A 7,642-nucleotide genomic window follows, 5' to 3' on the forward strand; every position below is an offset into this window, starting at 1 on the left:
CGCCGGCGCAACCAGGCCGCCCCGCCGCGCGAGGAACTGCTCGCCGCCGCCATGGGCACCATCGCCGAGCGCGGGCTCGACGGGCTCACCATGGCGGGGCTCGGCCGGCAGGTCGGAATGAGCAGCGGGCACCTGCTCTACTACTTCCGCACCAAGGACGAACTGCTGCTCCAGACCCTGGAGTGGAGCGAGGGTCGCCTCGGCGCGGAGCGGAGCGCGCTGCTCTCCCGGCCCGGGACCGCCCGCGAGCGGCTCGACGGGTACGTCGACGTGTACGTGCCCGACGGCCCGCGCGATCCGCACTGGATCCTCTGGCTGGAGGTCTGGAACCGGTCCCAGAACGCCGACGCCGACGCCCGGATCCGGCAGGCCGCCATCGAGGGCGCCTGGCACCGCGACCTGGTCGCGATCCTCGCCGAGGGCGTCTCGCGCGGCGAGTTCCGGCCGGTCGACCCGGACCGCTTCGCCACCCGCACGAGGGCCCTCCTGGACGGCTTCAGCGTGCACGTCGCCGTGGGCGTACCCGGCACCGGACGCGAGCAAGTCCTGTCGCACGTACGGGAGTTCATCGAGCAGGATCTGCTGCCCCGACCGTAGCCGCGGGCCGGCCCGCAGGCCCCCGGCGCCGGTCGCCCCGGCGGCCCGCGACCGCAACGCACGCAAGTACACGGGATCGTTGCCCGCTGCACCCTTGTTGCCCCGGCGTCACCTCCGGCACGGTTCCGGTCCATGGGACGAGAGCACTGGAAGAAGATCTGGGTCGGCTCCGCCGGCAACATGGTCGAGTGGTTCGACTGGTTCGTGTACGCCAGCTTCGCCACCTACTTCGCGGGGGCGTTCTTCCCCGAGGGGAACGACACGGCCAAACTCATGAACACCGCCGGCATCTTCGCCGTCGGCTTCTTCATGCGGCCCGTCGGCGGCTGGCTCCTCGGCCGGGTCGGCGACCGCAAGGGCCGCAAGGCGGCCCTCACCCTCACCGTCACCCTGATGTCCGCCTCCGCGCTCCTCATCGCGGTCGCGCCCACCTACTCCGTCGCCGGGTACGGCGGCGCCGCCGTGCTCCTGGTCGCCCGCCTCCTCCAGGGCCTCTCCGTCGGCGGCGAGTACGCCGCCAGCGCCACCTACCTCACCGAGGCCTCGGCCCCCGAGCACCGCGGCTTCGCCTCCAGCTTCCAGTACGTGTCGATGACCGCCGGCCAGATCCTCGGCCTCGGCCTGCTGCTCGTCCTCCAGCACACCCTCTCCACCGAGGCCCTGCACGGCTGGGGCTGGCGCATCCCCTTCGTCATCGGCGCCCTCGGCGCGGCCGTCGTCTTCTACCTGCGCCGCACCATGCTGGAGACGGAGGTGTACGAGACCAGCGCCGACGACGGGGTCGCGAGTGACCAGAAGGGCACCCTCACGGCGCTCTGGGCGCACCGGCGCGAGGCCTTCCTCGTCGTCGCGCTCACCATGGGCGGGACCGTGGCGTACTACACGTACACCACCTACCTCACCAAGTACCTCTCCAACTCCGCCGGCCTCCCCAAGCAGACCGCCACCCTGGTCTCCTTCTGCGCCCTCATCGTCTTCGCCGGCCTCCAGCCGCTGGCCGGGGCCCTCTCCGACCGGATCGGCCGCCGCCCCCTGCTCATCACCTTCGCGGTGGGCTCCACCCTCCTCACCGTCCCGATCCTCACGATGCTGAAGCACGCGGGCTCCTTCTGGCCGGCCCTCGGGCTGTCGCTGCTCGCCCTCGTCGTCGTCACCGGCTACACCTCGATCAACGCCTGCGTGAAGGCCGAGCTCTTCCCCACCGGCATCCGCGCCCTCGGCGTCGCCCTGCCGTACGCCGTCGCCAACGCCCTCTTCGGCGGAACGGCCGAGTACGTGGCCCTCTGGTTCAAGGACGCGGGCGTCGAGTCGGGCTTCTACTGGTACGTGGCGGGCTGCGCGGCCGTCTCCCTGATCGTCTACCTCACGATGCGGGAGACCCGGGACATCGACCTGGGCCGGGTCGGCGCGGACGGCGGCGACGCCCGGCCCGGCCGGAAGCCGGACCGACTGCCCGTATCGTGAGATCCCCGTCCCGCCGGGACGGCACCTGTGTCAGACTTCCGGCGTGCTCGCTACCACGATGATTATCGGCAGCGGCGCGCCGGTCCGCAGTGGCCACTGAATCGCGGCACGACCCCCGCGGCAGTGGACACCGTGCCCCAGACCCGCGCGCAGACCTCTCGCACCCGCGAGGGGTTTTTTCGTTTTCCGGCCCCATCCACGCCGGAGACCGACGCCGCGCGAGAATGGGGGCAAGTGGATCCATACCTTCCGGAGCCACATCCGACAGGAGCCATCACAGCCATGACCACGGAGAACGCCGAGAGCCCGGGCCTCGACGACAGCTTCCATGTCTTCGACACGACGCTGCGCGACGGGGCGCAGCGTGAAGGCATCAACCTCACCGTCGCGGACAAGCTGACCATCGCACGGCACCTCGACGAGTTCGGCGTGGGCTTCATCGAGGGCGGCTGGCCCGGGGCCAACCCGCGCGACACGGAGTTCTTCGCCCGCGCCCGCCAGGAGATCGCCTTCCAGCACGCGCAGCTCGTCGCCTTCGGCGCCACGCGCAGACCGGGCGGCGACGCGGCCGCGGACCCGCAGGTCAGGGCGCTCCTCGAATCCGGCGCCCCGGTCGTCACGCTGGTCGCCAAGTCGCACGACCGGCACGTCGAGCTCGCCCTGCGCACCACCCTCGACGAGAACCTGGAGATGGTCCGCGACACCGTCTCCCACCTGGTCTCCGAGGGCCGCCGCGTCTTCGTCGACTGCGAGCACTTCTTCGACGGCTACAAGGCCAACCCCGACTACGCCAAGGCCGTCGTCCGCGCCGCCCACGAGGCCGGCGCCGACGTCGTCATCCTCTGCGACACCAACGGCGGCATGCTCCCCGCCCAGATCCAGGCCGTCGTGGCCACGGTCCTCGCCGACACCGGCGCCCGCCTCGGCATCCACGCCCAGGACGACACCGGCTGCGCCGTCGCCAACACCCTGGCCGCCGTCGACGCCGGCGCCACCCACGTCCAGTGCACCGCCAACGGCTACGGCGAGCGGGTCGGCAACGCCAACCTCTTCCCCGTCGTCGCCGCCCTGGAGCTCAAGTACGGCAAGCAGGTGCTGCCCGACGGCGCCCTCGCCGAGATGACCCGGATCTCGCACGCCATCGCCGAGGTCGTCAACCTCACCCCCTCCACCCACCAGCCGTACGTCGGCGTCTCCGCCTTCGCGCACAAGGCCGGGCTCCACGCCTCCGCGATCAAGGTCGACCCCGACCTCTACCAGCACATCGACCCCGAGCTGGTCGGCAACACCATGCGGATGCTGGTCTCCGACATGGCCGGCCGGGCCTCCATCGAGCTCAAGGGCAAGGAACTCGGCGTCGACCTGGGCGACGACCGCGCGCTCGTGGCCCGGGTCGTCGAGCGGGTCAAGGAGCGCGAGCTCCAGGGCTACACGTACGAGGCCGCCGACGCCTCCTTCGAGCTGCTGCTCCGCGAGGAGGCCGAGGGCCGGGCCCGCCGCTACTTCCGCACCGAGTCCTGGCGCGCGATCGTCGAGGACCGCCCCGACGGCACCCACGCCAACGAGGCCACCGTGAAGCTCTGGGCCAAGGGCGAGCGGATCGTCGCCACCGCCGAGGGCAACGGCCCGGTCAACGCCCTCGACCGCGCGATGCGGCTCGCCCTGGAGCGGATCTACCCGCAGCTCGCCAAGTTCGAGCTGGTCGACTACAAGGTCCGCATCCTCGAAGGCCGCCACGGCACCGAGTCCACCACCCGCGTCCTGATCACCACCAGCGACGGCAACGGCGAGTGGTCGACCGTCGGCGTCGGCGAGAACGTCATCGCCGCCTCCTGGCAGGCCCTGGAGGACGCCTTCACGTACGGCGTGCTGCGGGCCGGGATCGACCCCGCCGAGTAACCCGGCCGGCCCCCGCCGGGGAGCCCTCCGGCCGACCTGCCGACCACCCCGCCGAGCAGCCCTCCCGCTGCCCGAAGCGCCGCTCCATGTCTAGTTTGTCGCGCTTCGGGTAGCGTCGAACCATGAGGACCAGGGCACTCTCCGTACTGTCGGCCCTCGGCGGGCTGATACTGCTGATGCTCCTGGGTCTGGCCCCCTCCGCGGGCGCCAGGGCCACGGGCATCCCCGACGCGGCCGCCGCCCTGAGACAGGGCCCGGTGTACGTCGACCCCGGCGCCGCCGACCAGCTGTCGCCGTCCCAGGCGGACGCCCTCGCCCGGAAGATCAAGGACGCGGACAAGCCGCTGTTCGTGGCGGTCCTGCCCGCGAACGCCCAGTTCCCGCCGAAGGACCTCCTCGCGAACCTGCGCACCCAGACCGGCGTCACCGGCCTGTACGCGGTCCGCCTCGGCGACCGCTTCGACGCGGGCGCCGACCGCGCCGTGATGTCCGATCAGGCCGTACGGAACCTGGTCACCTCCGTCCGCCGTCCGGGCGTCGACGCGGCCACCGAACTGAACAACTTCGTCGACCAGGCCCTGCCCACCCTGCGCGGCTCCGCCCCGGCAGGCTGGGGCGCCGTCGGCACCGACACGGGCGTCCCCGTCGCCGGCCTCGTGACCCTGGGCGCCGTGGTCGTCGCGGGCGGCGCCGGCGCCTACGCGGTCGTCCGCCGCAAGCGGCTCCGCAGGGAGGCGGAGGAGCGTGCCGCACTCGACAAGCTGCGGGTCGTCGTCGACGAGGACATCACCGCCTTCGGCGAGGAACTCGAACGCCTCGACTTCCACCCCGGCGAGAAGGGCGCCGACGACGCCATGCGCGGCGACTACGAACGCTCCCTCGACTCGTACGACAAGGCGAAGTCCCTGATGGCCTCCGCCGGCCGGCCCCACGACGTCCGCGCCGTCACCGAGGCCCTGGACGACGGCCGCCACGCGCTCGCCGTCCTCGCCGCCCGCCGTGAGTCACGGCCGCTCCCCGAGCGCCGCGCCCCCTGCTTCTTCGACCCGCGGCACGGCCCCTCCACCGAGGACCGCACCTGGAGCCCGGCGGGCGGAACGGCCCGCCAGGTCCCGGTCTGCGCGGCCGACGCGTCCCGCCTCGACGACGGCCGCGACCCGATGGCCCGCACGGTGGACGCGGACGGCGTCCGCCGCCCGTACTGGGAGGCGGGCCCGGCCTACGGCCCCTGGGCCGGCAGCGCCGCCGCCGTCCGCGTCGACGACGTCCGGATCGTCGCCAACGCCCCCGCCACGACAAGCTCTTCACGCTCGGCGACCACGCCGTGGCCACCACCGAGCGGGCGCCGCTGACCGAGGCTGTGAAACGGGTCGCGGTCGTCGCCGAGGGCGACAGCCCGGTCCAGCTCACCTTCACCCCCAGATCGATCCACCTCCAGGCGGGCTACGAGGACGACATCGCGTCCCAGCACCTCCCGTTCTAGGGGAGCGGGGCCCGGCAGACCTCAGGCCGGAGGCTTCACCGACATCAGGAGGTGGCGGTGGGTCGCCTGCGGGCCGTCGGTGATGAGGGCTCGTTGGCCCGGGCCCAGGAGGTGGAAGTGGACCTCCGGGGTGTCCAGGGTGGTCAGGGCGTCCAGGAGGTAGCCGGGGTTGAAGGCGACCGTGAGGGTGTCGGGGCCCGTGAGGGTGGCCGGGAGGTGCTGGGACGCGATGTCGTCCTCGTAGCCCGCCTGGAGGTGGATCGATCTGGGGGTGAAGGTGAGCTGGACCGGGCTGTCGCCCTCGGCGACGACCGCGACCCGTTTCACAGCCTCGGTCAGCGGCGCCCGCTCGGTGGTGGCCACGGCGTGGTCGCCGAGCGTGAAGAGCTTGTCGTGGCGGGGGAGGCGGCCGTCCAGCAGGCGGGTCGTGGTGCGCAGACCGCCGTTCTCGAAGCCGATCGAGCCGCCGTCCAGGGCGAGCACGGCCTGGCCCGTGTGCGCCAGGGAGCGGGCGATCTCGGTGAGGCGGCGGGCCGSGACGACCACGTCGGCCGCTTCGGAGGACTCGGCCCCGGGCTTCCACTCCAGGGTGCGGACGGCGTAGCGGTAGCGGTCGGTGGCGGCGAGCGTCATGGTCGTGCCGTCCAGGGCGAGGCGGATCCCGGTGAGGACCGGCAGCGCGTCGTCGCGGCCCGCCGCCACGGCCACCTGTCCGACCGCCGTGGCGAACGCGTCCCCGTCCACCAGTCCGCGGACCTCGGGCAGCGCGGGCGGCGCCGGGTAGTCCTCCAGCGGCAGCAGGGAGAGTCCGAAACGGGCGTCGCCCGAGGTCACCGAGAGGCGGGCGCCCTCGACGGCGAGCTCCGTGCGGCCCCGGGGAAGCACCTTGCAGACGTCGAGCAGCCGCCGGCCCAGTACCAGGGCGCGGCCCTCGACGTCCGTGTCGGCCTCGACCTCGATCCGGGCCGAGGCCTCGTGGTCGAGGCCGGAGACGCGCAGCCGGCCGTCCGCCGCCTCCAGGAGGAGGCCGCCGAGGACGGGCAGGGGGGAGCGGGACGGCAGGACGCGCGCGGCCCAGGCCACGGCTTCGGTCAACACGCCGCTGTCGATACGGAATTCCATGCCGCCGACGCTAGACGCCGCCACTGACAACGCCGAGCGCCCGCCGTCCGCTGTCGCGGAGGGCGGGCGCGCTCGTGGTGCGTCGGGCCTTGCGGTGGTGCCGCGGATCAGGCGGCGTTCTTGATCGCGGAGATGTCGAAGTTCAGCTTGACCTTGTCGCTGACCATCACGCCGCCGGTCTCCAGCGCCGCGTTCCAGGTCAGGCCCCAGTCGGAGCGCAGGATCTCGGCGGAGCCCTCGAAGCCGACGCGCTCGTTGCCGTACACGTCCGTCGCGGAGCCGTTGAACTCCAGGTCGATCGCGAGCGGCTTCGTGACGTCCTTGATGGTCAGGTCGCCGGTGATCCGGTACCTGTCGCCGCCCAGCTGCCGGGCCTCGACGGAGCGGAAGGTCATCAGCGGGAACTGCTCGGCGTCGAAGAAGTCGCCGCTGCGCAGGTGGCCGTCGCGGTCGCCGATGCCCGTGTCGATCGAGGCGATCCTGACGTCGATCGAGGCGGTGGAGGCGCCCGGGTTCGCGCCGTCCAGCTTCAGGACGCCCTCGTGCTCGGCGAAGGTGCCGCGGACGTTGGTGACCATGGCGTGGCGGACGGTGAAGCCGATGCTGCTGTGGGCCGGGTCGATGGTGTAGTCGCCGGTCAGGGCGGCGAGGGCCGGGTCGACGGGGAGGGTGGCGACGGCGGCGGCGGACTCGTTGCTCTTGCGGTTGAAGAGACCCATGACTGACAGCTCCTTGATCGGGACGTGTGCTGACCGGTTCTTGTTGAACCTTCAACGAGAACGACTGTAGACCTCTTCCGTTCAACTTTCAACATCTCTGGGGCGGGTCGGTCGCTTGGACTAACCGCAGGGGGTTCTTGGACTGGAGGGCTCCGCGCGGCGCGATCTCGTTGACGGTGCCGCCGGGGCGAGGGCCAACTAGTGCGCATGTCCCTCCCCCCTTCGCGAAGAATCCGTGCGGCCTGCGCCCTCGCCGTCGCTTCCTCCGCCGTGTTCGCCCTGGCTGGACCCGCCCTGGCCGAACCCGCCGCGGCCGACGGTGCCGCGGCCGGCGAAGCGACCTCCGCCACCCCGGCCA

The 7,642-nt window shown here is 72.5% G+C and carries 6 protein-coding genes and 1 pseudogene; 5 read left to right on the forward strand and 2 right to left on the reverse strand.

The annotated features are described in order from the left end of the window. The 5 genes and pseudogenes from EAO70_RS32210 to EAO70_RS32235 form a co-directional block, all read left to right on the forward strand. Positions 1–597 (forward strand): TetR/AcrR family transcriptional regulator (locus tag EAO70_RS32210; protein ID WP_261993145.1); only part of this gene is annotated, 597 nt, incomplete at its 5' end. A gap of 132 nt (positions 598–729) precedes the next feature. After that, complete coding sequence (locus tag EAO70_RS32215) at positions 730–2,061, forward strand: MFS transporter (protein WP_148006314.1); 1,332 nt, start codon at positions 730–732, stop codon at positions 2,059–2,061. A gap of 282 nt (positions 2,062–2,343) precedes the next feature. Then, entirely contained in the window at positions 2,344–3,960 is a 1,617-nt protein-coding gene (gene cimA, locus EAO70_RS32225; protein ID WP_148006316.1) for a citramalate synthase, read from the forward strand. A gap of 122 nt (positions 3,961–4,082) precedes the next feature. Further along, positions 4,083–5,312 (forward strand): hypothetical protein, encoded by a 1,230-nt coding sequence (locus tag EAO70_RS32230; protein WP_261993146.1) that lies wholly within the window; start codon positions 4,083–4,085, stop codon positions 5,310–5,312. Further along, positions 5,246–5,437 (forward strand): annotated as a pseudogene (locus EAO70_RS32235) (DNA polymerase III subunit beta); the annotation flags it as partial. The gene EAO70_RS32230 and the pseudogene EAO70_RS32235, both read left to right, overlap by 67 nt. Before the next feature lie 27 nt (positions 5,438–5,464). Here the strand turns inward: EAO70_RS32235 and dnaN are convergent. After that, positions 5,465–6,565 (reverse strand): DNA polymerase III subunit beta, encoded by a 1,101-nt coding sequence (gene dnaN / locus EAO70_RS32240; protein ID WP_148006317.1) that lies wholly within the window; start codon positions 6,563–6,565, stop codon positions 5,465–5,467. A 107-nt stretch (positions 6,566–6,672) separates the two neighbouring features. Further along, on the reverse strand, positions 6,673–7,284 hold the full coding sequence (locus tag EAO70_RS32245; RefSeq protein WP_148006318.1) for a YceI family protein: 612 nt from the start codon (positions 7,282–7,284) through the stop codon (positions 6,673–6,675). Between the last annotated feature and the right edge of the window lie 358 nt (positions 7,285–7,642).

Origin of the sequence: Streptomyces sp. adm13(2018) (genome assembly GCF_008042145.1) — a bacterium.
Lineage (GTDB): Bacteria > Actinomycetota > Actinomycetes > Streptomycetales > Streptomycetaceae > Streptomyces.

Excerpts from the sequence above, each read along its gene's own strand:
- cimA (WP_148006316.1), top strand. The coding sequence starts at position 2,344 with ATGACCACGGAGAACGCCGAGAGCCCGGGCCTCGACGACAGCTTCCAT.
- EAO70_RS32230 (WP_261993146.1), top strand. The coding sequence starts at position 4,083 with ATGAGGACCAGGGCACTCTCCGTACTGTCGGCCCTCGGCGGGCTGATA.
- EAO70_RS32245 (WP_148006318.1), bottom strand. The coding sequence starts at position 7,284 with ATGGGTCTCTTCAACCGCAAGAGCAACGAGTCCGCCGCCGCCGTCGCC.
- EAO70_RS32215 (WP_148006314.1), top strand. The coding sequence starts at position 730 with ATGGGACGAGAGCACTGGAAGAAGATCTGGGTCGGCTCCGCCGGCAAC.